The 21,775-nt window shown below is 63.5% G+C and carries 22 protein-coding genes; 16 read left to right on the forward strand and 6 right to left on the reverse strand.

Annotated features, from left to right (window positions below; all coding sequences use genetic code 11):
- Positions 1–24 precede the first annotated feature (24 nt).
- The gene (locus tag Mame_RS00560) at positions 25–1,041 is read right to left on the reverse strand and encodes a putative B6 ABC transporter substrate-binding protein (protein ID WP_235726790.1); all 1,017 of its coding nucleotides are present in this window, start codon (positions 1,039–1,041) and stop codon (positions 25–27) included.
- Positions 1,042–1,213: 172 nt separating this feature from the next.
- Here Mame_RS00560 and Mame_RS00565 point away from each other — a divergent pair, with 172 nt between their 5' ends.
- The 4 genes from Mame_RS00565 to Mame_RS00585 all read left to right on the forward strand — a co-directional run bounded on the left by Mame_RS00565 (position 1,214) and on the right by Mame_RS00585 (position 4,684).
- Entirely contained in the window at positions 1,214–1,537 is a 324-nt protein-coding gene (locus Mame_RS00565; RefSeq protein WP_169929165.1) for a hypothetical protein, read from the forward strand.
- Positions 1,538–1,868: 331 nt separating this feature from the next.
- Entirely contained in the window at positions 1,869–2,540 is a 672-nt protein-coding gene (locus Mame_RS00570; RefSeq protein WP_018063453.1) for a GntR family transcriptional regulator, read from the forward strand.
- Between the two features lie 203 nt (positions 2,541–2,743).
- Positions 2,744–4,285, forward strand: coding sequence for a GMC family oxidoreductase (locus Mame_RS00580; protein ID WP_018063451.1), 1,542 nt, complete (start codon positions 2,744–2,746; stop codon positions 4,283–4,285).
- An 18-nt stretch (positions 4,286–4,303) separates the two neighbouring features.
- Positions 4,304–4,684 carry a carboxymuconolactone decarboxylase family protein gene (locus Mame_RS00585; RefSeq protein ID WP_018063450.1) on the forward strand — a complete coding sequence of 127 codons (381 nt, stop codon included), beginning with the start codon at positions 4,304–4,306 and terminating at the stop codon, positions 4,682–4,684.
- A 100-nt stretch (positions 4,685–4,784) separates the two neighbouring features.
- On the opposite strand, the gene Mame_RS00590 is transcribed toward Mame_RS00585, so the two are convergent.
- Entirely contained in the window at positions 4,785–5,456 is a 672-nt protein-coding gene (locus tag Mame_RS00590; RefSeq protein WP_018063449.1) for a GntR family transcriptional regulator, read from the reverse strand.
- Between the two features lie 193 nt (positions 5,457–5,649).
- Between Mame_RS00590 and Mame_RS00595 the strand changes: the two genes are divergently transcribed.
- From Mame_RS00595 to Mame_RS00650, 12 genes are all read left to right on the forward strand, one after another.
- Positions 5,650–6,474: an alpha/beta fold hydrolase gene (locus Mame_RS00595; protein WP_018063448.1), complete on the forward strand. Its 825-nt coding sequence runs from the start codon at positions 5,650–5,652 to the stop codon at positions 6,472–6,474.
- A 40-nt stretch (positions 6,475–6,514) separates the two neighbouring features.
- The gene (locus tag Mame_RS00600) at positions 6,515–7,654 is read left to right on the forward strand and encodes an FAD-dependent oxidoreductase (protein WP_018063447.1); all 1,140 of its coding nucleotides are present in this window, start codon (positions 6,515–6,517) and stop codon (positions 7,652–7,654) included.
- Between the two features lie 33 nt (positions 7,655–7,687).
- Positions 7,688–8,278 (forward strand): amino acid synthesis family protein, encoded by a 591-nt coding sequence (locus Mame_RS00605; RefSeq protein WP_018063446.1) that lies wholly within the window; start codon positions 7,688–7,690, stop codon positions 8,276–8,278.
- 25 nt (positions 8,279–8,303) lie between these two features.
- Positions 8,304–8,759 (forward strand): YbhB/YbcL family Raf kinase inhibitor-like protein, encoded by a 456-nt coding sequence (locus Mame_RS00610; protein WP_018063445.1) that lies wholly within the window; start codon positions 8,304–8,306, stop codon positions 8,757–8,759.
- Positions 8,760–8,829: 70 nt separating this feature from the next.
- On the forward strand, positions 8,830–9,564 hold the full coding sequence (locus tag Mame_RS00615) for a class II aldolase/adducin family protein (protein WP_018063444.1): 735 nt from the start codon (positions 8,830–8,832) through the stop codon (positions 9,562–9,564).
- A 103-nt stretch (positions 9,565–9,667) separates the two neighbouring features.
- Positions 9,668–11,281 (forward strand): GMC family oxidoreductase, encoded by a 1,614-nt coding sequence (locus Mame_RS00620; protein WP_018063443.1) that lies wholly within the window; start codon positions 9,668–9,670, stop codon positions 11,279–11,281.
- Positions 11,282–11,355: 74 nt separating this feature from the next.
- Positions 11,356–12,300 carry a TAXI family TRAP transporter solute-binding subunit gene (locus Mame_RS00625; RefSeq protein ID WP_018063442.1) on the forward strand — a complete coding sequence of 315 codons (945 nt, stop codon included), beginning with the start codon at positions 11,356–11,358 and terminating at the stop codon, positions 12,298–12,300.
- A 27-nt stretch (positions 12,301–12,327) separates the two neighbouring features.
- Complete coding sequence (locus Mame_RS00630) at positions 12,328–14,259, forward strand: TRAP transporter permease (RefSeq protein WP_018063441.1); 1,932 nt, start codon at positions 12,328–12,330, stop codon at positions 14,257–14,259.
- A 25-nt stretch (positions 14,260–14,284) separates the two neighbouring features.
- Entirely contained in the window at positions 14,285–15,205 is a 921-nt protein-coding gene (gene fhmpcd1, locus Mame_RS00635) for a 5-formyl-3-hydroxy-2-methylpyridine 4-carboxylate 5-dehydrogenase (protein WP_018063440.1), read from the forward strand.
- Positions 15,202–15,735: a TRAP transporter small permease gene (locus tag Mame_RS00640; protein WP_018063439.1), complete on the forward strand. Its 534-nt coding sequence runs from the start codon at positions 15,202–15,204 to the stop codon at positions 15,733–15,735. Before fhmpcd1 ends, Mame_RS00640 begins: the two co-directional genes overlap by 4 nt.
- A complete protein-coding gene (locus Mame_RS00645) occupies positions 15,732–16,997 on the forward strand; it encodes a TRAP transporter large permease (RefSeq protein ID WP_018063438.1) in 1,266 nt (421 codons plus the stop codon). Before Mame_RS00640 ends, Mame_RS00645 begins: the two co-directional genes overlap by 4 nt.
- 14 nt (positions 16,998–17,011) lie before the next feature.
- Positions 17,012–18,019 carry a TRAP transporter substrate-binding protein gene (locus Mame_RS00650; RefSeq protein WP_018063437.1) on the forward strand — a complete coding sequence of 336 codons (1,008 nt, stop codon included), beginning with the start codon at positions 17,012–17,014 and terminating at the stop codon, positions 18,017–18,019.
- Between the two features lie 238 nt (positions 18,020–18,257).
- On the opposite strand, the gene Mame_RS00655 is transcribed toward Mame_RS00650, so the two are convergent.
- From Mame_RS00655 to Mame_RS00670, 4 genes are read right to left on the reverse strand one after another with little or no spacing between them, the layout of a single operon-like run.
- A complete protein-coding gene (locus Mame_RS00655; RefSeq protein WP_018063436.1) occupies positions 18,258–19,211 on the reverse strand; it encodes an ABC transporter substrate-binding protein in 954 nt (317 codons plus the stop codon).
- A gap of 59 nt (positions 19,212–19,270) precedes the next feature.
- A complete protein-coding gene (locus Mame_RS00660) occupies positions 19,271–20,074 on the reverse strand; it encodes an ABC transporter ATP-binding protein (RefSeq protein WP_210162222.1) in 804 nt (267 codons plus the stop codon).
- Positions 20,071–20,847 carry an ABC transporter permease gene (locus Mame_RS00665; protein ID WP_018063434.1) on the reverse strand — a complete coding sequence of 259 codons (777 nt, stop codon included), beginning with the start codon at positions 20,845–20,847 and terminating at the stop codon, positions 20,071–20,073. The genes Mame_RS00660 and Mame_RS00665 overlap by 4 nt, the downstream gene beginning before the upstream one ends.
- Entirely contained in the window at positions 20,840–21,637 is a 798-nt protein-coding gene (locus Mame_RS00670) for an ABC transporter permease (RefSeq protein WP_018063433.1), read from the reverse strand. The genes Mame_RS00665 and Mame_RS00670 overlap by 8 nt, the downstream gene beginning before the upstream one ends.
- Positions 21,638–21,775: the final 138 nt, after the last annotated feature.

Here is a 21,775-nt window from a genome sequence, read left to right on the forward strand (position 1 = left end):
CCGGTGCATTTGCCACGGATACGCTCACTCGGTCACGGTAACCAGGGCGCGGACATCTTCCGCGTCGAACTTCGGCTCGACCGTGATCTCGCCCGCGATGATCTGGTCGCGCAGCGCCATCACCTCGGTCCAGGCGGCCTCGTCGACCTGCGGCGTCTTGACGAGCTTGACGGAATCATCCGCCAGGCTGATGGCATAGCCATGGGTGCCGAACTGGTCGGCCTTCAGGTCTTCGATCATCGCCGTGTAGACGGGCGTCATGTCCCACAGAACCGAGGTCAGCAGATGACCCTTGTCCAGCTCGGACTTGTCGCCGATCACGTCGATGAACAGCACGTCCGAACCGTCGACAGCCTTGTTGGATTCTACGGCCTGGATCATGCCGAAGCTCGAACCGTTGCCCTGGCCGAAGATGATGTCGGCGCCGGCCGCGATGACCGAGGTCGTCACGCGGTTGCCGCCGGCTGCATCCGAATAGGCTGCCGGGCCGATGACCGAATAGAGGATCTTGACGTCCGGGTTTTCGGCGCGAACGCCCTCGGCAAAGCCTGCCGACTGCGAGTTCCATGACGGCGGCTCGCCGGAGACGACGATGCCGACAGTGCCGGTGGAGGTCATCTTGGCGGCCAGTCGACCGGCAAGATAGGCGCCCTCATGGCCCGAGAGCGTGTAGTCGGCAACAAGGCCCTTCACCAGAGCGTCAGGGCTGTCGACGATCGCGACCGGCACGCCGGTTTCCTCGGCGATCTCCGGGCCGGCGGTGTTATAGCCGCTGGCATGGGCGATCATCAGGTCGGCGCCGTCGGCCGCGAGTTCACGCATCGGCGCGCGAACATCGCCATAACCCAGGCCTTCGGCGACAATGATTTCGACGCCGGTTGCCTCGGCGGCGGCCTTGGCCGCTTCGACGCCCTGCTGGTTCCAGCCATAGTCACTCCCTTGTTCCGGAGTGAGGATGGCTATGGTATCAACCTCCGCGGCAAATGCCGCCGGAGTCCCCAGCACCACGCTAAGCGCAACAGAAGCAAGTAGGTTTTTCATCATGCTGTTCCCTAATTGGTTGTCAGTTTCCCGTCACAAGACGGAAGCGATTGGCAGACTTGTTGTTCTTGTTGCCCTGTCTGCTTGGGTTTTCTCATCCCCGGCCAAGGCCGAAAGTGAAGCTTATGTGCCCTATTCGGGCATTATTCATGGCACCGAAGGCGCCAATCCCGTGGAAATCTCAGTCTCCAATGAGACCGACACCCCGCTCGATTGCCGCGCGGCGCTGGCCCACTGGTATTCCGATGAACTGGGCCGCATCGCGCCCGGCCAACAGTTGACGGTGACTCTCTGGCACGACAGCAAGACCGGCGTTCTCAACCTGATGAACGCCGCCGACGACCGCATGCCCGTCGAGGCCATCTGGTGCGCGAGCGATGCCGCCCGCGCGCGCCTCGATCTGCCAATGACTGCGGGCAAGGCAACGGCCAGCCTGCATTTTTCCTGCAAGAGCGGAGACGCATCCGGACTGAGCTGCGTTACCGCGAGCGACTAGGCCCAACACTTTAGGAAGAAGCGTTTCACGCGCCGAAACAAGCCGGGCGCGCGTGGCGACCGCGCCAGCTCCGGCGGACGCGACGACGCGCCCCGCCGCGACACGGCGCATACCCAATTCTGCGATAGAGGCGATTGTCGCCATTTCCCAAGCCCTCTGCCTTGGTGTCTTTCTTTGGAGGGAAGGATGACATAAACCAGACACACGTCAAGCAGATTGTCTGTCATTCTTTCATTCTTATGAGTTGACAAGAAGGCATTCGCGCGATCAAATTTGCTTGCAATTCCCCTTATCGCTTCTGGCCGCCGCCGGGCTCACGAGGTTTAAAACAATGCCGCCAGACCTGAACTTACGCGTCCTTCCGCGCACGGTGCAGCAGGAAACGGTCGAGAAGCTGCGGCTTGCGATTTTCTCCGGCGTTTTCGAACCCGGAAGCCGGCTGATCGAAAGTCAACTCTGCGTGCAGCTCGGCATCAGCCGCCCGTCCCTGCGTGAAGCCTTGCGCAGCCTGGCTGCCGAACGGCTCATCGACATCGTGCCGAACCGTGGCCCTTCGATCCCTACCCTCACATGGGAAGAGGTCACCGCCATCTACGAGGTTCGCGAACTTCTAGAAGTGGAGGCCGCCGGGCGCTGTTCGCAGATGATCTCCGCTGAGCAACTGCAGGCGCTTGAGAACACGCTTCATGCCTTCGAGAAGGCCGCCTCAAGCAAGGACAGTCTGGCGCGGGTGACCACTGCCGCGGACTTCTATTCCGTCATTCTCGCAAATTGCGGGAATCCGATCCTGGAGGAAATCCACCGGGGTCTGGTCGCCCGGATCAGCCTTTTCCGCTCGCGGTCGATGTCTCTGGAAGGGCGCGCCGTCAGCAGTCTGGCGGAGATGAAGGAAATTTACGACGCCATTGCCGCAGGTGATGAAAAAGCGGCCCGGAAAGCTGCCGGAAAGCACATCCTGGAGGCGATGGCGGCGACAAAGAGGTCCATGGACAGCGGGAGCTGAAGCCCGTCGAAAAAGGTGGACACCGGTTTCCGCCCGGACGCGCGGAACAACAGGCAGCAGGGGCATGAGCCGGTTTCCGCCGGCATTATTCCGGCCTTCAGGGCCATCGCTCCGGCCCAAAAGAAGGGGATCATCATGACATCTCAGACCAGACAGCGCACGGGCCGTAGCCTCACACCCCCGTCCGCCATGGAGACACGGCGATGACCGGCGTCCATTCGACGGAACAAATGACGGCGGATCTGGTCATTATTGGCGGCGGTTCGGCCGGAAGCCTGCTCGCCGCCCGGCTGAGCGAGAATCCGGCGCGCAGCGTTTTGCTGGTCGAAGCCGGCGAGGAACCCTCCGACCCCGATATCTGGACGCCCTCGGCCTGGCCGGCCCTGCAGGGCCGCGCCTACGACTGGGACTATCTGACGGAACCGCAGGCGGGTACCCATGGCCGGGCCCACCATTGGGCTCGCGGCAAGGTGATCGGCGGATCGAGCTGCCTGCATGCCATGGGTTACATGCGTGGCCACCCCGAAGACTATCAGGCCTGGGTCGATGCGACCGGCGATGCCCGCTGGAGCTGGGAAGCGCTTCTGCCGGTGTTTGACGCGATCGAAGACCGACCGGACGGCAAGAGCGGCGGCCCGATGCCCATCTACATGCCCGACGAGGAGGTAAGCCCCCTCACCCGCGCATTCATCGAGGCCGGCGTCTCGCTCGGCCTGCCGCGCCTTCCCGACCACAATGACGGTCGCATGGTCGGTGTGACGCCCAATTCGCTGAACATCCGCGACGGCCGCCGCGTGACGGTCGCCGAGGCCTGGCTGACCCCGGAGGTTCGGGCACGGGAAAACCTCCAGATTGTCACCAGCACAAGGGTGCAAAGGCTGGCCATGGATGGCAACCGGGTGAACCGGATCGAGAGCGTTGGTCCACAGGGCCCGTTCGAAATTCTTGCTGATCAGGTTGTGCTGTGCGCAGGCGCGCTGGAAAGCCCTGCCCTGTTGATGCGCTCCGGTATCGGACCGAAGGACGTGCTCGCTGCCGCATCCGTCGACTGCCTGATCGACATGCCGGGGATCGGCCGCAATCTCCAGGACCATCTGCTGGGCGCCGGCAATCTCTACGCCACCCGCAAACATCTGCCGGCATCGCGCCTTCAGCACTCCGAATCGATGGCCTATATGCGGGCCGGCGATTTCACCGCCGCCGGGCGACCCGAGATCGTGGTCGGCTGCGGCGTGGCGCCGATCGTCTCCGAATGCTTCCAGGTGCCCGAGCCCGGCACAGCCTTCTCGTTCCTGTTCGGCGTCACCAACCCGACCAGCCGCGGCAGCTTGCGCATCAGCGGGCCGAACCTCGACGACCGGCTGATCATCGATCCCGCCTATCTTGAGACCGAGCATGACCGCGTCCTGTTCCGAAGCGCGCTTGAGGCCGCGCGGACGATCGGGCATGCGGACGGGCTTGCAGAATGGCGCGATCGCGAGCTCGCCCCCGGCCCGCTCGGGAGCAGGGCCGAGATCGACGAATTCATTGCCAAGGCAGCCATTACCCATCACCATCCCTCCGGCACCTGCCGAATGGGCAAGGACGACGATGCGGTTGTCGATCCGGACCTCAGGCTCAAATCGCTCGACAATCTCCATGTGGTGGACGCTTCCGTCATGCCCAGCCTGACCGCAGGCCCCATTCATGCCGCCGTTCTGGCAATTGCCGAGAGCTTTGCCCGCACGATGACCGCCGGCGATTGACACAGGAAAGGACATGAAATGAGCGTTTTTGACGAAGACCTGTTCCTCAAGGGCCTCGAACAGCGCAAGAGCACGCTCGGCGCGGATTATGTCGAGAAAAACCTTGCGGCCGCCGACGACTTCACCCGGCCGTTTCAGGAGGCGATGACGGCGTGGTGCTGGGGATTTGGCTGGGGCGACGATGTAATCCCCCCGAAGACACGGTCCATGATGAACCTCGCCATGATCGGGGCGCTCGGCAAGATGCATGAATGGGAGCTGCATTGTCAGGGCGCGATCAACAACGGCGTGACCAAGGAAGAGATCCGCGCCATTATCCATGTCGTCGCGATCTATTGCGGCGTGCCTCAGGCGCTGGAATGCTTCCGCGCTGCGCGCAGGGTTCTGGAGGAGCAGTGAGCCGTATGCCTCGGATGGGACGTGGCGCGCCATGCCCGCGAACCGGGCAAAGTGCGCGTTTTTGCGTCACGTTCCGCCGGGCTGATAGAGGCCGGGAAGATCAGCTCTCGTCTTCCATCGCGTGCTTGGCCGCCGCCTTGGCCTGGTCGAGATGGCGCTGCGCCGCCTCCCGCGCGCGCTTTTCATCGCCCGCGGCAATCGCATCGTAGATGTCGCGCATCTCCTGAAGGCTGTCCCCGGCGCGCCCTTCAAGCGACATCGACCGGCCGCGGAAAAAGCTGATCCGCGCCACAAGCCCGCGATGGACTTCCTCGAGAATGGCGTTGCCGCAATTGGCCAGAATGATCGCGTAGAATTCAGCCGCCGTCGTCACCAGTTCAAGACTGTCCCGGCTTTTCTGGGCACGCTCGAAAGCCTTCAGAGCCCTTTCCAGTTCCTTGACCTGCTCGGGCGTGATCCGCGTGGCGCAACGGCCCACCGCCACGACCTCCAGAAGTTCACGCACATCGTAGATTTCGGTCGCCTCTTCCCAGGAAAGCTTGGGAACGAAGGGACCTCTGTTCGGTATGATCTCGATCAGCCGTTCCGCCTGCAAGCTGCGCAGCGCCTCGCGGAGCGACGGGCGACTGACCCCAAGCTGGGCGCAAAGCTGGCTCTCGACCAGACGGCTGCCCGGCGGGAACACCCCCGCGATGATCGCCAGTCTCAGCTTTTCAATTGTCTGCTGCTGCACAGTTCTCGGCGTGATCCGGAGGTCCAGACCAGGGTTCATGGCGTTTCCTTAAGGCTCTTCCAACTATATATTCATGGCTTTTCTACACGAACGGGCGCGCGGAGGATAGCATGCGGCCGCATGCTGTCTGCAATAATTAACGCAAGAATGTCTTACAATCTTATTGACAGCTAATAGCGGTCGTGGTTCCCTGACGACATAGAACAATTAGAAACGACAAGGGAACTTCGATATGGCGGACAGCCAAAGCCGGTATGAAGAACGACGAATCGACACCGGCCGCATCACTTTGAACGTGCGCATCGGGGGCAGCGGCCCGCTCATGCTGTTCTTCCACGGGATCACCGCGAACTCCGCCGTTTTCGGCCCGCTGATGGATGCCTTTTCCGACCGGTTTACCACGGTGGCCGTGGACCAGCGCGGCCACGGGCGCTCGGACAAGCCCGAAACAGGCTATGAAGCCATCGATTATGCCGACGATATTGCCGCGCTCATCAAGACGCTCGATATGGGCCCTGCAATTCTCGTCGGACATTCGCTGGGTTCGCGCAATTCGGTCACCGCCGCCCAGCGCCATCCCGAACTGGTCCGCTCGGTCGTCGCCATCGACTTCACGCCCTATATCGAGGACGAGGTCTTCGCCTCGCTTTCCGCCAGAGTGAATGCCGGCGATCAGGCCTTTGCCGATACCGAGGCCGTTGTCGCCTATCTCGCCAATCGCTATCCGAACATCCCTGCGCCCGCGATCCGCATTCGCGCGGAAAGCGGCTACGCCCCGGCTGCCGATGGCCTGCGCCCGCTGGCCTCCGCCTCCGCCATGGCACAGACGGCCGAGGGCCTGCGCGCCGATCTGGTCCCCGCTTACCGCGATGTCACGCGCCCGGTTCTGATCATGCGCGGCGCCGACAGCAAGCTGGTCTCAGCGGCGGCGCTTGAAAAGACCCACGAGTTGCGGCCGGATCTGCCCATTGTCGTCGTGCCTGGCGCCGACCACTACGTGAACGAGACCAATCCCGACGTCACGATCAACGCGATCCGCAATTTCATCGACGGCTGAGCGGCCGGCGTCCCAGATAAAAATCAACAGGAACAGAGAAATGGTCAGCATCAACAAAACCTCGGACAAGACACGGGTTGCGCAGGTTGCGGGCGGCGGGTTTTCCGGCCTCACGGCCGCCATCGCGCTGCGCCAGAACGGCTGGGACGTTGTCCTGCACGAAAAGAGCCCCGAACTGCGCGCCTTCGGCGCGGGCATCTATCTCTGGCACAACGGCCTGAGGGTGCTCGAAGGCATCGGCTGCCTGAATGAAGTGCTCGAGGATTCCTTCACGCCGCCGGCCTATGAGACCTGGATGCACAACAAGACCGTGTCGAAGGAGACGTTCAACGGTCTACCATGGCGCATCATGACCCGGGCTCATCTGCACGATGCGCTCGCCAACCGCGCCCGTGAAGTCGGCGTCGAAATCCGCACGAATTCCGAGGCGGTCGGCGCGGAGGCTTCCGGCAAGCTGAAGCTGGCCTCCGGCGAGGTTGTTGAAGGCGATCTGATCGTCGGCGCTGACGGCGTCGGCTCCAAGGTCCGCGATTCGCTCGGCTTCGAGCAGGAGCGCTGGGGCGCGACCGACGGCATCATTCGCCTGATTGTCCCGCGCCACAAGGACAAGCTCGGCCATGGCGAATGGGACAACACCATCGACATGTGGAACCACTGGCCACGCGTGCAGCGCATCCTCTATTCGCCCTGCAATGACAGGGAACTCTATCTCGGCCTGATGGCGCCCTCCGCCGATCCGCGCGGCTCCAAGGTGCCGCTCGACCTTGAGGTCTGGATGGAGATGTTCCCCTTCCTCGAACCCTGCCTGGTCGATGCCGCCAAGATCGAGGACGCGCGCTACGACACCTATCAGACCACCAAGCTCAACACCTGGTCGCGCGGCAAGGTCGCCCTTGTCGGCGATGCCGGCCACGCCATGTGCCCGGCGCTGGCGCAGGGTGCCGGCTGCGGCATGGTGAACGCCTTCACGCTCGCGCAGGACGTAGAGAAGGGCGCATCGCTCGAAGAAGCACTCGCCGACTGGGAAAAATCGGTGCGCCCGATCACCGACCTGACCCAGAAGCTGTCCGCCGATCACGCCGCCAACCGCACCATGTCCTATGGCAACGGCTTCACCCCGGAAGCGCTGACCGCCGCCCGCTTCGACCCGATCAACCGCGTCTATTCGTGGCCGCAGTAAGCACTATCCCTTCCATCTCTACAGGAGACATTCATGAATTACTCTAGCCAGGTCGAAAAGGACTATGAGGTCCGCGGCTGGTACGGTGCGACCCAGGAAGTGCTGCATGATGGCGGCAGCGCCACGGCCCCTCTGATCAAGGCGGCGGCGGGCGTCATCATCAAAAACCCCTTCGCCGGCAAGTTCGTGGCAGACCTTTCGGCGCTGACCGCTCCCTCGGCCGCCATCGGCTATGCGCTGGGCGAACGCGCGGTTGCCCTCATCGGCGGCCGCCCGGTCGAGAGCTACGGCAAGGGCGGCATCGCCGGGGTCGCCGGCGAGCAGGAGCATGTCGTTGCCTGTGTCACCACAACCTTCGGCGATCCGCTGCGCGAAGCCATCGGCGGCGGGGCCGCATGGATCTCTTCCGCCAGCAAGGTCGCCTCGGCCGGCACCGCCATCGATATACCGCTCGCCCACAAGGACGAGCTCTATATCCGCTCCCATTACGACGCCTTCACCTTCGTCGTGCCGGACGGCCCGCGTCCTGACGAAATCCTGATATGTGTTGCGGTGGCCACCGGCGGTCGCGTGCATCAGCGCGTGGGCGGAATGAGCGTTGCCGACCTCAAGGCAACGGCCTGAAACAAACGAACACCAAGGAGACGACATGCCTCTGAACATCAAAGACCTGAAAATCACCTCCTCTGATTTCGCCCCGCTTTCGCGCCTCGCCGACAAGCATGCCGGCGACAAGGGCAATGTCCTGCCGAAGCTGACGGTCAGCGGCGTGCCGGAAGGCACCAAGGAACTGGCCGTGATCTGCCATGATCCGGACGCACCGCTCGCGCATGGCTTCACCCACTGGACGGTCTACGCCATCGACCCCAAGGCCACCGATCTTTCGGATGCTCAGGAGAAGTACCGCGTTGGTCCCAACGGCGCCGGAGACATGCAGTATTATGGACCGCAGCCGCCCGCCGGCCATGGCGACCATCACTATTACTTCTGGGTCTACGCGCTGGACACGAATGTCGAGGGCACGCCCACGCGCGAAGAGTTTCTCGACACCTACGCGGACAATATCATTGAGCAGAACCGGATCGTCGGTCTCTACTCCAACTAACCGATGTTTCTCCCGGCGTGATTCCTTGCGGGGTCGCGCCGGGACCGCTCATCCAGAGGAGACCTGAACAATGTCTGATACTGCAACAGCGCGCGAGACCGCGATCCAGGAGCTGGTGATGGCCACCCGCATTCTGGTGAACGAGGGCATCATGGATGTCTTCGGCCATATCAGCGCCCGCGACCCGGAAAACCCGGACCAGTTCCTGCTGCCGCAGAAGCTCGCGCCCAACACGATCACGCCCTCCGATATCCAGACCCTGACGCTCGATGGCGAGACGACGGACAACCGTCCCTCCTATCTGGAGCGCTATATCCACAGCGAGATCTACAAGGCCCGGCCGGACGTCATGTGCGTTCTTCACACGCATTCGCCCGCCGTCCTGCCCTTCTGCTTTATCGACACGCCGCTGCGCCCGGTCACCCATATGGGCGCCTTCCTCGGCGAATCCGTGCCGGTCTATGAAATCCGCGACAAGCAGGGCGAAAACACCGACCTGTTCGGCGGCAGCCCCGAAGTCTGCGCCGAAATCGCCGAAAGCCTCGGCCAGTCGGCTGCCGTGATCATGGCCCGCCACGGCGTCGTGAACGTCGGCAACTCGATACGGCAAACGACCTTCCGCGCCTTCTATATGGAACAGGAAGCCAAGGCCTATACGCTCGGCCTGCAGATCGGAAAGATCAAGTTCATGACGGACGGCGAGCTCGAGGCCGCCGGCAATCTCGTCGGCGCGCAGATCAATCGCGGCTGGGACCACTGGTCCGCTGCCGTCCGCCACAAGGGCCTTGCCGAAGACCTCGACTGAGAAACACCGGCGAAAGGCGCGGGCCTGCAGCCCCCGCGCCTTTCGCCACCCAACATTCTTAAGACGGATCGGGCCAGTCGCGCCGATCGCAAGGAAGAACGCCATGTCGCACGCTGAAACCTATGACTACGTCATCGTCGGAGCCGGCTCCGCGGGCTGCGTGCTGGCCAATCGACTGACCGAAGACCCCTCCGTTACCGTCCTGCTGCTGGAAGCCGGCGGCTGGGATCGCGATCCGATGATCCACATCCCGCTCGGCTGGGGCAAGATCCTCACCGAGCGACGCCATGACTGGATGTATTTCTGCGAGCCGGAGGACAATGTTGGCGGCCGGGCGGTGGAATGCGCCCGCGGCAAGGTGATCGGCGGCTCCTCCTCCACCAATGCCATGGCCTATGTCCGCGGCAATCGCGGCGATTACGATCGCTGGGCGGCTTCGGGACTTTCTGAATGGTCGTACGAAAAGACCCTGCCCTATTTCAAGAAGACGGAAAGCTGGGAAGGCGGGGAAACGGCCTTCCGCGGCGGTTCCGGCCCGCTCTCGACCCAGCGCTGCCGCTACCAGGATCCGCTGACGGATGCCGTGGCCGAAGCCAGCCGACAGGCCGGCTACGCACAGACCGAGGATTACAATGGCGAAACCCAGGAAGGTTTCAGCCGTCTGCAGATGACCATCGACAAGGGTCGCCGCGCCTCCACCGCCAACGCCTATCTGCGGCCCGCCATGAAACGGAAGAACCTCACCGTTCTGACCCAGGCCATGGCGAAACACATCACCTTCGAGGGCAGCCGCGCCACCGGCCTTGTCTTCGACCACAAGGGCAGCGAGCGCCGCGTGGCAGCGACGCGCGAGGTGCTGCTTTCGGGTGGCGTCATCAACACCCCGCAACTGATGATGCTCTCGGGCCTCGGGGCGGACGACGAGCTGCAGGCGCAGGGGATCGAGACCCGGGTCAATCTTCCCGCCGTTGGCAAGAACCTGCAGGATCACGTTTCGGTGCTGATCATGCATCACCGCAAGACGCCCGGCCCGTTCCTGCACAAGATGCGCGCCGACCGGATCGCGATTGACTTCGCCAGAACCTACCTGACGGGCAAGGGATTTTCCGGCGACGTACCCGGCGGGGTCGTGGCCTTTCTCAAGAGCGATGAAAGCCGGCCGCTGCCCGACATCCAGCTTCTCTTCACCGCGGCCCCGCTCGCGGCTTGGCCATGGTTCAAGCCGTTCAAGCAACCCTTTCGCGACGGTTTCGCCACCCGCATCGTCGCGGTGCAGCCCGAAAGCCGGGGCTCGGTCAAGCTCGCATCCGCAGATCCCCTCGCCGCGCCGCTCATCCACCAGAACTTCCTGGCCGCCGAGAACGACTGGAAATCGCTGCGCGCGGGCTTCCGCGTGGGGCGCACGCTCGCCGCCCAGCCGGCGATGGCCGACTATATCGAAACCGAGTTTTTCCCCGGCGCCAAATGCCAGAGCGACGAGGAGATCGACGAGCATATCCGCAAGACCTCGATCACCGTGCACCACCCCGCCGGCACCTGCCGCATGGGCGCGGACGAGGCCTCCGTCGTCGACCCCGAACTCAAGGTTCGCGGCGTCACCGGACTGCGCGTCGTCGACGCATCGGTGATGCCGGACCTTCCCTGCGGCAACATCAACGCCGCCGTCATCATGATCGCCGAGAAAGCGGCAGACCTCATCAAGGCCAGCCAGACATGATCCACTAGAACCATCGACCAAGGGACAAGAAGCGAAAACGCCGGTCCGGTCGCAAAACACAGAGGTGAACAAAAATGAAATTCAGAACTTTCGCAGCCGGCGTGCTGCTTGCGGCATGCTCTTTCGGCTCCGCCGCCCTCGCCCAGGACCTGCGCTTCGGCTCCGGCCAACAGGGTTCCCAGAACTATGGCGTGAACGCCGCGCTCGCCCAGGCGATCGGTACGAATACCGATATGGACGTGACCGTCCAGTCCTTTGGCGGCGCGACCGCTTTCGTTCCCCTCATCAATGCCGGGGAGCTCGATATCGCGGCGCTTGTCACGCCTGACGCAGGCGATGCCATTCGCGGAAATGGCCCCTTCAAGGGTATGGCGCAGGATAATATCGCGCTGGTCGCCGCACTGCTTCCAAGCCCGGTCGGACTGATGGTCCGCGCCGATTCCGGGATCGAAACCATTGCCGATCTCAAGGGCAAGCGCATGGCCTGGGGCGTTCCCGCGCAGGCGAGCCTTCTGCCCTATTTCGAAGGCGCGCTCGCCAATGGCGGCCTGACGCCCGACGATGTCACCACCGTTCCGGTATCGAGCGTGCGCACGGGCGTCGAGGCTCTGGTCAACGGCGATGTCGACGCCACGCTGTTCGCGCTCCGCGCGGGCGCGGTGGTCGAGGCGGATTCGGCGCTCGGCGGCATAGCCTGGCTGCCCTTCGACGACAGTCCCGAAGCGGTCGAACGCATGAATGCCGTCGCACCGGAAGCCTACATCTACGATGTCGCGGCCGATGCCGGCGTCGTCGGCGCGCCGGACGCGTTCAAGACGATGGCCTATGACTATGTCCTCGTCGCCCGCAAGGACCTCGATCCGGCTGTGGTCTCCGAGATCGCGGAGATGATCAACACTGATCCCGCCGCACTCGCCGCCTCCAATCCGATCCTTGGCGCCATGTCGCAGGAGAGCGTGTCGCGGGTCTATACGAAATTGCCCTATCACGAGGGCGCCCAGCTATCGGACACGGAATGATCGGGCTCCAGTCGCAGGGCTGACATCATGACCACCCGACACGATACATCCTCAGAGCCTGTCTCCAGCGCCCCGACGACAAATGTCGGGGCGAAGGCGGCCGGCTTCCTGCTGGTCGCGATCTCGCTGGCGTGGATCCTCAACCTTCCCATGCTGGTCAAGGTCCCGCTCTATAACGAGCAGCCTCTGGCCTGCGCCGTGGGGCTGTCGCTCGCCGTGACAGCCTTCCTGCTGAGCGACCGGGCGCGCGGCGCGCTCCGCCTTGCGGCCTATCTGGCCGGCTGCGTGCTGCTGGCAATCATGCTCACCATCGCCTGGCGCTACCCGCAACTGACGATCCTCGCGGTGATGCGACCGTTGTGGCTGACGCTGAGCGCCTATGCCGTCATTGCCGGGCTTGGTTTCCTCGTCTGGCGCTATGTCGGCCTGCCCGTCGTCCTGATTGTTGCCCTGTTTTCCCTGCTCGCCCTGTTCGGCGGCCCGTTCGGCATTCCCGAAACGCCGGTCGGTCGCTGGGCGATCTACATGCTCACCGATCCCAACGCGCTTCTGGGAACGCCGGTGCGCGTCGCCGTCGAAATCGTCATTCCCTTCGTTCTCTTCGGCGAGCTTCTGCGCCATTCCGGCGGCAGCGACTTCCTGACCCGCATCAGCTTCGCGATCTTCGGCCGCTATCGTGGCGGCAGCGCCAAGGCCGCCGTCGGCACCTCGGCCCTTTTCGGCACGATCACCGGCAATGCCGTGTCCAATGTCGTCTCCACCGGCATCATGACGATCCCGCTGATGAAACGCGCCGGTCTCAGCGCCTCGACCGCCTCCGCCGTCGAGGCTGCGGCCTCCACCGGCGGTCAGCTCCTGCCGCCGGTCATGGGGGCTGCGGCCTTCGTCATGGCCGACTATATCCAGGTGCCCTACCACGATGTCATCATCGCCGCCGCCCTGCCCGCAGCGCTTTATTTCGGCGCGATCTTCCTCCAGGTCGATCGACTGGCCGCCCGTAAGGATGTGCGCGAGATCGACAAGGGCGAACGCATGACGTTCCGGCACGCCTTCCGCGAAGGTGGGCATTTCGCGCTGCCCTTCCTCGTCATGTTCCTCGTTCTCTTCAATCTTCAGACACGCCCACAGATGGCAGCCATTGCCGCCATCATCGTGCTGGTTCTGGTGAGCGTTGTCCGCCCTTATCGCGGCGTGCGCCTCACTCCTCGCATACTGCTGCGCGTGGTGGTCGATACCGGGATGTCGGTCGCCCCGCTCCTGCTCATCACCGCGGCTGCCGGTCTGATCATCGGCCTGATCAGCCTCACCGGCCTCGGCTTTTCCATCGCCGGCCAGGCGATTGCGCTGAGCGGCGGGCACAAGATCGTGCTTCTCATCCTCGTCGCGCTGATCGCCATCCTGTTCGGCATGGGCATGCCCACGGTCGCCGTCTATGTCGTGCTCGCTACAATCCTGGCGCCGGCCCTTCAGGATACCGGCCTCGAACCGATGCAGGCCCATCTTTTCATCCTCTATTTCGGCATGATGTCGATGCTGACGCCGCCGGTGGCGCTGGCCTCGATCACCGCCGCCAGGATCGGCGGGGCCAATATGTGGCGCACCAGTTTCGAAGCGCTGAAGCTTGCCTGGGTCGCCTATCTCGTGCCGTTCCTGTTCGCCTTCTCCCCGGAACTTCTCCTCGGCGGCACATGGCATGGCGCAACGCTTGCGGCGATTACCGCTTTCGGCGGCATCGCCGCCGTGTCGATGGGCGCTGCCGGCTATGCCCGCAGCGAACTTTCGCCGCCGATGCGGGCCGTCTACATCATCGCCGGCCTGTGCCTGATGCTGCCACCGGCGCTCGGCCACGCCGTCGCCATTGTCAACATCATCGCAGCCGTTCTGCTGATCGCCCTGCTTGCGACGTCTCCCGCGCGCGGGACCGCTTCCAGACAACAGGACCGGTCGATCCGGCCCTGACCACTCAACCAGGAAAGAGAAAACCATGAAGAAAATTGCAATCATCGGGTTGGGAACCATGGGGCCGGGCATGGCGGCGCGGCTGGCGCGCGGCGGCCTTGACGTCACCGCATACGACATCGCACCGGCGGCACTGGAGCGCGCCTCGGCCATGATCGCGACGGCCAATGCCGTGCTCGATACGCTGGGCATTGCAGCCAAGGGCGACAATCCGGTCAAGCTGACGAGCGACCTCGCCGAGGCGGTCGCCGGAGCCGATCTGGTGATCGAGAACGTTCCGGAAAAGGCTGACATCAAGGCCGGCGTCTATCGCCAGATTGATGCCCTGATCGGCCCTGACGTGATCGTCGCTTCCGACACGTCGGGCATTCCGATCACCAGCCTTCAGGAGCACATCTCCAATCCCGCCCGCATGGTCGGCATGCACTGGTCGAACCCGCCGCACATCATTCCGATGATCGAGGTGATCGCCGGCGCCCAGACCGCGCCGGAGACAAGCGAAGCGATCAAGACGCTGATCCGCTCGCTGGGCCTCCTGCCCGTCACCGTCAAGAAGGATGTGCCGGGCTTCGTCGAAAACCGCGTGCTCTACGCGCTTCTGCGCGAAGTGATCGATCTGGTCGAGCAGGGCGTGGTCGACCCGGAGGATATCGACACCTGCGTATCCTGGGGGATCGGCTACAAGCTCGCCGTGATCGGCCCGATGGCGCTTCTGGATATGGCCGGGCTCGACATCTACAACTCCGTGTCGAGCTTCCTCAATGCCGACCTCGCCGACCGCAAGGACGTGCCGGAACTGGTCAAGGAGAAGATCGAGGCCGGCACGCTGGGCCTGAAATCCGGCAGCGGCATCTATGATTATACCCCCGAACAGATCGCCGAACTGCAGAAGAGCCGGGCCCAGAAATTGGTCGCGATCCGCCGCATCCTGGAGGAGCGCTCATGAGCGAGGAAGGCAACGCCGCCGAAAAACCGAAAGGCGCGGGCAACATCGTCACCCGCGCGCTCCACACCGGCCTCGGCATTGTGCTGCTCGTCGTGGTCGCCATCAATGTGCTCAACGCCGGCAGCCGGTACCTTTTCGGCATTTCCCCCGTCGGCGCCGACGAGCTGATGATCTATCTGATCATCTGGATCACGATGATCGCGGCGGTCCTGTCATTCTTCGCCCGCAGTCATATCAGCGTGGATCTGGTGCCGCTCTATACCCCCAGGCGCGCCCGCTATTTCTGGTATATCCTTCACGATCTCATCGCCATCTTCGCCTGCGCCTTCGCAACCCATGCGTCCTGGCTTTTCATCGTCAAGATCAACCGGATCGGCGTGAGCAGCATGGGGCTTGGCATCCCGATGACGATACCGCATGCAGCCCTGCTCTTCGGTTTCGCGGGGCTGACCGTGGCGGGCGCCGTCAAGCTCGTCTTCGACATCATGGCTTTGCTGCGAAAGACCAAGGCTTCGGAGATCCGCCCATGATCTTCGCCTATATCGTCCTGCCCATTCTGCTGGTCGCCATCGGCACGCCGATCTTCCTCGTCTTCCTGACGGTGGTCGCCGTCGCCATGCTGTTCTTCCTGAAGATACCGCCCGTGGCGCTGCAGCAGGTGATGTTCGGCGGGCTGGACAATTTCGCCCTCCTGGCAATCCCGTTCTTCGTCTTCGCCGGCCAGCTCATGAGCTCCAGCGGCATCGCCAACAGGTTGATTGCCTGGGCGATGGCGATGGTGGGACGGGTTCCGGGCAGTCTCGGGGTCTCCACCGTCGCGGCCTCCACGGCGCTCGGCGCGATCTCCGGGTCCTCGGTCGCCGCCGTCGCCGCGCTCGGCCAGACGCTCTATCCGAAGCTGATTGCGGCGGGCTACGGCCAACGCCGCGCGGGCGGCCTGCTGGCCTCGTCCGGGGCAATCGACATCGTGATCCCGCCCAGCATTGCCATGATCCTCTACGGCATGGCCGCCGAGCAATCGATTCCCCGGCTGTTCATCGCCGGGATCCTGCCGGCGATCCTCATGGCGGTGCTTCTTTCGCTGTTCGTGGTCGTGGATTCGATGCGCCGCGGCATTCCTTCAGATCACGCCTTCTCCTTCAAGGCCGCCGCCAAGGCCACCAAGGACGCCTTCTGGGCGATCCTGATGCCGGTTTTCGTGCTCGGGGGCATCTATCTCGGCGTATTTTCCCCTTCCGAGGCGGGCGGCTTTGCCTGTTTCTATGCAATCGTGATCGGGCTCTTCGTCTACCGCAGCATGACGCTGCGCGACATCGTCCATGCCGCAGGCAGCGCGGCCATGCTCTCGGGCCAGATCCTGATCCTTGTCGCCGCGGCAAGCGTCATCACCTGGATCGTGACGACACAGGGCGTCCCGCAGGCCATCATCGCCTGGATCAACGCGATGGAGCTTTCCGCCTTCGCCTTCCTCTTGGCGATCAACCTGCTGCTCCTGGCCATCGGCGCCTTCCTCGATCCGACGTCGGCGATCCTCGTCTTCGCGCCGCTTCTGGCGCCGATCGCGATGTCGCTCGGCATCGACCCGATCCATTTCGGCATCATCATGACCGTCAATCTTGCGATCGGCATGTTCACGCCGCCCTTCGGGTTGAACATCTTCGTGGCGCAGCAGGTGACCGGCCTGCCCGCGCACACGCTCTACCGGGGCGTCGCCCCCTTCGTGGTGGTGCTCATCATCGCGCTCATCGTGATCACCTATGTTCCCGCTCTATCCCTGACCCTCGCCCACTGAAAAGGACGCTTTCCATGATCTCCAATCTTTTGAAAACGGCTGCCTTCGCCACCGCTCTGACGGTGAGCACCTTCCTCACCGCCCAGGCGCAAACCACGATGAAGCTCGCGACCGCGACCATCAACGACGTGCAGCATGAATGGATCAAGGTCTTCGCCGACGAGCTCGCCGAGCGCGCGCCCGGCGCGGTGACGACCGAGATCTACCCGGCCTCGCAGCTCGGCGCGATCCCGCGCATGTCGGAAGGCGTGCTTCTCGGCACGATCGAAGCCTTCACCACGCCGACATCCTTCATGTCCAACGTCGATCCGCGCTTTCAGGCCTTCGACGTGCCGGGCCTGTTCACCTCGCCGGAAGATGTGCATGCGGCGCTTCACGACCCGGAATATCGCGATCACCTCGAAACCATGTTCCTCGACAAGGGCCTGCGCGTGATCGGCGCGATCTACAATTCGCCGACCGTGCTCTTCACCATGGAAGACGCGAAGACGCTTGAGGACGTCAAGGGCCTCAAGATCCGCACCTTCGCCTCACCGCTGCAGATCAAGCCGATGGAACAGCTCGGCGCGATCCCGCTACCGCTGGCGCTGTCCGAGGTGATCCCGCAGCTCCAGTCCGGCGGCCTTGACGGCATGCTGGTCGGCGTGCCGATCCTCACCGCGTTCAAATATTACGACGTCGGCAAATATATCCTCGACCTGCACTTCGCCGAAGTGGTCTCAGTCACCGTCGTCAACGAGGACTGGTTCCAGATGCAGAGCGAAGACACCAAGGCCGCCATCATCGCGGCCGGCCGCGCCGCCGAAGAAGCGGTCTATCCCTGGGGCGTCGAGAATGTCGACCGCTCCTATGCCACCTGGACCGAAAATGGCGGCGTGATCACCCAGCTTCCGCCGGAAGAACAGGCCGAGATGGAAGAAGGCTTCGCCACGCTTGCAGCCGAACTGCTGGAAGGCCAGCCGGAAGTGAAGGCCGAATATGAGCGGCTCCACGCCCTGGTCGAGGCATCCAAGGCCCAGTAAAACGCCTGCCTCAAGTAACCGCCGTTTCCGCGCCCCGAGCATGCAAGCCATGCTCGGGGTTTTTTGTTTCGGGTTTGTACGATCAGGCGTCACTTTCCACAGCCCGGCCATTGGCGGTCCTGGCGGGACGGGTTGATATAGAAATGGCCGGGGTTTCTCACCCCGACCATTGCGACACAGATGATTGTGCCTTTTCCGTTTTTGAGAGGCAGACCGAGTGACTGCCCCGAAGCGTTCCTCAATTGGCCGGCGTCCAGACCAGGTCCTCGAGATCCGTTTCCGCGCCCAGCATGCCCTCGGCGGAGGCGGCGTCGACCCAGAACTGCATCTCGTTCGGATCGACATTGGTATCCCAGACGCCAAGCTGCATGGCCTGCACGACCGCCGCCGGGATCTTGGTATTGGCGGCAATCGTGTCACGCGCGATCTGCGGATCGCTGTTGAAATCGTCGATCGCCTTGTCGATCGCCTCGACGAAGGCCACGGTCAGTTCTTCGTTTTCCTCGATCCACGGCGTCATCGCCACCACGCCCGACAGCACCGCAGGCGACTTCACCTCGGTGAAGAAATGCCCGAGAACCGTGGCGCCGTCCGCTTCTGCAAGCGTCACGAAGGGTTCGACCGCCCCCACCACCGTCACCGAACCGGAGCGGGCGGAGGCGATCATTTCAGGAAAGGGAATTTCCTGGAACTGGACGGTGTCGAGATCGACGCCCGCATCGCGCAGCCACGCCCGCATCATGGTCCAGTCGGTATTGTAGCTGAGATTGGTCGCCACAGACTTGCCCGCAAGATCGGCGGGTCCCTTGATCTCGGGATCGAAGGTCAGCGCCGCGTGGACCGGGCTTTCTTCGGTCTGGGCGAAATTGAACGACACATAGGTCGCCGGGATGCCGGCATTGCGGGCGTTGAGCACGCCGAGCGCATCCGAAATGCCGAATTGCAGGCTGCCGGATTGCAGCGCCGGAATGATCTCGCCGCCGCCTGCCATGGTCACGAGTTCGACCTCGAGACCGGCATCGGCGAAATAGCCGGCATCGCGGGCCCGCCACAGATAGGCATAGACGCCGACAGGAATGTAGCCGACGCGGACCTTGGTCAGGTCCTGCGCTACGGCAGGCTGTGGCAGGGCCGACAGCGTGGTCACGGCCATCGCGGCGGAAACGATCAGCGCTTTCAGGGTTTTGTACATGGATTTGTTCTCTCTCTGGTGAGGTTTTTCTGATCTTCTTTTTTGTTATTGGGGGCGGCTCAGACGGCCGCCCCGGCTTGCCGACGCACCGAAGTGTAGACATGGTGACGCAGTTCGAGGAAACGCGGGCTCTCCTTGGTGGCGAGCTGATCGCGCGGTTTGGGAAGATCGACGATCACCTCCTCCACCACGCGGGCGGGCCGGGTCGACAGCACCACCACCCGGTCGCCCATGAACACCGCTTCATCGATGTCATGGGTGACCAGGAGCGCGGAGATGCCGCGCTCGGCGACCAGTTTCATCAGCAGGTCCTGAAGGTCGATCCGGGTCTGGGCATCCACCGATGCGAAGGGCTCGTCGAGGAGCAGCAGGCCTGGCGAGGACACCAGCGAACGCGCCAGCGCGCAGCGTTGCTGCATCCCGCCCGAAATCTGCCAGGGATGGAGGTCGGCGGCATGGGAAAGACCGACGGCATCGATCGCGTCATCCACCATCGCCGCCTTCTTTGCCCGGTCGCGTTCGCGCAAGCCGAAACCGACATTTCCGCGCACGGTGAGCCAGGGGAAAAGGCTGCGATTATAGTCCTGGAACACGATCGACAGCCATTCCGGCGGCCGAGTGAAGCTTTCGCCCCGGTGCGAGACGCCGCCCGCATCCGGCCGCATCAGACCCGACAGACAGCGCAGAAGCGTGGTCTTTCCGCAGCCGGAGGGGCCGACCACCGACAGAAACTCGCCTTCGGTCTGGGCGAAATCGACGCCGCCCAGCACCGGGGTTGCGTTGCCGGCATAAGCCTTGGTCAAATTCTCGGCCTTCAGAAGTTCGGTGCCCATCATCGTTTCCGTCCCTGTCAAAGCTGTCATTTCGCGCCCTCTCTCCATCCGATGTGCCAGCGCAGCACCCGGCGCTCCACGGCCAGAAGCGCAAGTGTGAGGACAATGCTGATCGTGCCGATGGCCAGAACGCCGCCATAGACTTTCGCGCTCTGGAACAGGCGCTGCGCGCGCAGCATCGCGACCCCGATCCCGTTGGTCGCGGCCATGAGTTCGGAAATGATCATCATGATCAGCGCCATGCCGAGCGCGATGCGCAGGCCGGCGAAGATCGCCGGCAGGGTCGCGGGCAGGATCACGCGGCACGAAACCGTCACCGGCTTCAGCCCCTCGATCTTCGCGACATCGAGCAGAAGCGGCTCGATCCGCCTTGTGCCATCAAGCGTGGCAAGCAGCACGGGGAAGAACGACCCGAAGGCGATGATGAAAATCCGCATGCCATCGGTCGGCCCCAGGATCACGAGCGCGCCCGGAAGAATGGCGACCGCGGGAATGAAGCGCAGGAACTCAAGCGTCGGCCGCGTCCAGTCGATGAGACCGCGCGCCTGTCCCAGCGCCAACCCGAACACCACGCCAAGCCCGGCGCCGATCCCGAAACCGGCAAGCAGGCGATACAGGCTGGGCCAGATCGCCTGGTGTAAAAGCGGCGCCTGGAAATAGGAAAGCCATGCCTCGATGATCGGGCCGATGCGCGGCAGATAGGGTGCGGGATGGGCGATCGCGGCCCATTGCCAAACAGCCACGAGGAGCGCGATGAACAGCCCCTGGACGAACAGGATCGTCAGTTTTTGGCGATCAGGCAAGATGCTCTCCACTCCATGGAAACAGAGCGCGTTCGATGCGCAGGAAGACCATGTTGATCCCCTGCCCCATGATCCCGGCGCAAAACACCACCGCCCACATGTCCGCGGTCTGTCCCGACAGGCGCGCGGCCTGCAGCACCGCGCCCAGACCCGGCCGCCCGGTCAGCAGTTCCACCGTGATCGACAGCGCCAGCGCCACGGAGGCGGCAATCCGGGTGCCGGTCGCAATCGACGGCAACGCGGCGGGAAGCACGATGCGCAGAATCCGCCCCGCCTGCCCGAGGCCCCAGACCCGGCCGACATCGAAATAGCGCGGATCGATGGCCTCCACGCCCTGGCGCGCGGCAAACAGGATCGGCCAGATGCTGGCAAAGGTGATCAGCGAGACCTGCATCGCGACGCCGATCCCGAGCGCCATCAGGGCCACCGGAATGAGGGCCACCGAAGGGATCGGGCGCAGGAATTCCAGCGTCGGACGGCTCGCCCGTTCCAGCCAGGGAACCAGCGCCAGGAGAATGCCGAGCGCGGTTCCTAACACCATGGCGACCGCCATGCCGATCGCCCACGAAAACAGGGTCTGAAGCGCCGCGAGAACGAGAGCGCCATTGGTGATCTGCATGACGAAAGAACGGAGAATGGCAAAGACCGACGGCAGATCGCGCGGATCGACCACCCCGCTCAACCAGAGCATTTCCCAGAAGGCCACCAGGAAAAGCGCGCCGACCAGCCCCTTGCCCGCCTTGCCGATCTGCCACCCCCGGCGGGAGCCGGATACGCCGACATCAGCCATGAGATCCCCACCCGATCCGGGAGAAAGTCGTATTGGGAGCGGCCTGGCTCAAAACAAAACTCCTTCGGTCTTCAACCTTTGATGTTGCACGAGAAGGGGTCGCCGCGTTCACGACTCTTATATGGTTGCGGAAGGCTT

The organism is Martelella mediterranea DSM 17316 (genome assembly GCF_002043005.1).
Taxonomy (GTDB): Bacteria; Pseudomonadota; Alphaproteobacteria; order Rhizobiales; family Rhizobiaceae; genus Martelella; species Martelella mediterranea.

What these genes read in the sequence shown, in the direction of transcription:
- fhmpcd1 (WP_018063440.1), top strand. Translation starts at nt 14,285, where the DNA reads ATGAAGAAAATTGCAATCATCGGGTTGGGAACCATGGGGCCGGGCATG.
- Mame_RS00640 (WP_018063439.1), top strand. Translation starts at nt 15,202, where the DNA reads ATGAGCGAGGAAGGCAACGCCGCCGAAAAACCGAAAGGCGCGGGCAAC.
- Mame_RS00660 (WP_210162222.1), bottom strand. Translation starts at nt 20,074, where the DNA reads ATGACAGCTTTGACAGGGACGGAAACGATGATGGGCACCGAACTTCTG.
- Mame_RS00610 (WP_018063445.1), top strand. Translation starts at nt 8,304, where the DNA reads ATGCCTCTGAACATCAAAGACCTGAAAATCACCTCCTCTGATTTCGCC.
- Mame_RS00585 (WP_018063450.1), top strand. Translation starts at nt 4,304, where the DNA reads ATGAGCGTTTTTGACGAAGACCTGTTCCTCAAGGGCCTCGAACAGCGC.
- Mame_RS00580 (WP_018063451.1), top strand. Translation starts at nt 2,744, where the DNA reads ATGACCGGCGTCCATTCGACGGAACAAATGACGGCGGATCTGGTCATT.
- Mame_RS00650 (WP_018063437.1), top strand. Translation starts at nt 17,012, where the DNA reads ATGATCTCCAATCTTTTGAAAACGGCTGCCTTCGCCACCGCTCTGACG.
- Mame_RS00655 (WP_018063436.1), bottom strand. Translation starts at nt 19,211, where the DNA reads ATGTACAAAACCCTGAAAGCGCTGATCGTTTCCGCCGCGATGGCCGTG.
- Mame_RS00645 (WP_018063438.1), top strand. Translation starts at nt 15,732, where the DNA reads ATGATCTTCGCCTATATCGTCCTGCCCATTCTGCTGGTCGCCATCGGC.
- Mame_RS00590 (WP_018063449.1), bottom strand. Translation starts at nt 5,456, where the DNA reads ATGAACCCTGGTCTGGACCTCCGGATCACGCCGAGAACTGTGCAGCAG.
- Mame_RS00560 (WP_235726790.1), bottom strand. Translation starts at nt 1,041, where the DNA reads ATGAAAAACCTACTTGCTTCTGTTGCGCTTAGCGTGGTGCTGGGGACT.
- Mame_RS00620 (WP_018063443.1), top strand. Translation starts at nt 9,668, where the DNA reads ATGTCGCACGCTGAAACCTATGACTACGTCATCGTCGGAGCCGGCTCC.
- Mame_RS00605 (WP_018063446.1), top strand. Translation starts at nt 7,688, where the DNA reads ATGAATTACTCTAGCCAGGTCGAAAAGGACTATGAGGTCCGCGGCTGG.
- Mame_RS00630 (WP_018063441.1), top strand. Translation starts at nt 12,328, where the DNA reads ATGACCACCCGACACGATACATCCTCAGAGCCTGTCTCCAGCGCCCCG.
- Mame_RS00670 (WP_018063433.1), bottom strand. Translation starts at nt 21,637, where the DNA reads ATGGCTGATGTCGGCGTATCCGGCTCCCGCCGGGGGTGGCAGATCGGC.
- Mame_RS00600 (WP_018063447.1), top strand. Translation starts at nt 6,515, where the DNA reads ATGGTCAGCATCAACAAAACCTCGGACAAGACACGGGTTGCGCAGGTT.
- Mame_RS00625 (WP_018063442.1), top strand. Translation starts at nt 11,356, where the DNA reads ATGAAATTCAGAACTTTCGCAGCCGGCGTGCTGCTTGCGGCATGCTCT.
- Mame_RS00570 (WP_018063453.1), top strand. Translation starts at nt 1,869, where the DNA reads ATGCCGCCAGACCTGAACTTACGCGTCCTTCCGCGCACGGTGCAGCAG.
- Mame_RS00615 (WP_018063444.1), top strand. Translation starts at nt 8,830, where the DNA reads ATGTCTGATACTGCAACAGCGCGCGAGACCGCGATCCAGGAGCTGGTG.
- Mame_RS00595 (WP_018063448.1), top strand. Translation starts at nt 5,650, where the DNA reads ATGGCGGACAGCCAAAGCCGGTATGAAGAACGACGAATCGACACCGGC.